This window comes from Leisingera sp. F5 (genome assembly GCF_001593695.1).
In genome coordinates, this window is sequence record NZ_LUKH01001125.1 from 1 (window position 1) to 1,254 (window position 1,254).

1 protein-coding gene and 1 pseudogene are annotated in these 1,254 nt (G+C 60.3%); both read right to left on the reverse strand.

Going from position 1 to position 1,254, the window contains the following annotated elements; all coding sequences use genetic code 11:
• A pseudogene (locus A2I95_RS39450) lies at positions 1-334 on the reverse strand (ornithine cyclodeaminase family protein); the annotation flags it as partial.
• Positions 327-1,254: hydroxyectoine utilization dehydratase EutB (eutB, locus tag A2I95_RS39455; protein WP_291737805.1), on the reverse strand; the 928-nt coding region annotated here is incomplete at its 5' end. The gene eutB and the pseudogene A2I95_RS39450, both read right to left, overlap by 8 nt.

The window sequence follows — 1,254 nt, forward strand, 5'->3', positions numbered from 1 at the left end:
TGAGGTAGCCATTGTCCAGCAGCAGCGTCTCAAGCATGCCGGTCTTGCTGGAAAACACCACCATCAGCCCGGTTGTGCTCGGCAGGCCGAGTTTAGGGTTGTCGAAAAATCCCGGGCTCATCTTCATGGCAAAACTGCCGATCCCCGGCACATAGGCCGTTTTGACACAGACTTCGCCGTTATAATCCGGCACAGGCAGCGTCATGATCGGCGGCATCACCACCTTGCCCCCGGCCAGCGTGGTAAAGCCCCGCTCGACACAATCCACCGCGTCCTTATCCAGCGGCACCAGATCGCGCAGCTCCGTCTCAGTCAGGATCTTGATGTCAGGCATCTGCGCCCCCCTTGGTTTCGGCTTCCACATTGACATCTTCTCCGTTGATGATGCGTTTGTGCAGGGTCATGTCGATGTTCTGACCACTGACTAATGAGACGCAGCGGCCGGGGTTTTCGATCTTGCCCGCCAGCAGGGCAGCGATACCGACGCTGCCGGAGCCTTCGATCACCTGGCGTTCTTCGAAATAGGCATGACGGATGGCGGCGGCGATTTCCGTCTCGGAAACCAGCACCACATCATCGACAAAAGCCCTTGTCATTTCAAAGGTATAGGCATTATTCAACCCGATGCCGCCGCCCAGAGAATCCGCAAGCGTGGCTTTTTCCTCAACCAGGACCGGTTTACCGGCCTGCAGGCATTCATACATTGCCGCGCCGCGTTCCATCGACACGCCAATCACGCGGATTTCAGGGTTCACTGCCTTCATCACCATCGCCACGCCGGAAATCAGCCCGCCGCCGGACAGCGGCACCAGCACGGTGTCCAGATCCGGCGCCTGTTCCAGAATTTCCAGCGCCACGGTGCTTTGGCCCGCGATGATGCTGCGGTGATCAAAGGGCGGCAGCATGGTCATGCCGTCCGCCACCAGCCTGTCGACCTCCACCTGCGCATCGTCCTGCGAGCGGCCCGCAATGCGCACTTCGGCGCCGTGGGATTTGATGCCCTCGACCTTGTTCTGCGGCACCAGCTTCGACATGCAAATGATGCAGCGCACCCCGGCCTGCGCTGCCGCATAGGCCAGCCCGCGCCCGTGGTTGCCGGTGGACACGCCAACCACACCCGCCGTGCGCTGTTCATCGGTCAGCGACAAAACTGCATTGGTGGCACCGCGCAGTTTGAAACTGCCAGTGATCTGGGTGCTTTCCAGCTTCAACGAAACCTCTCCGCCGCAAAGCGCGCTGAGAGAGGGCGAAGAT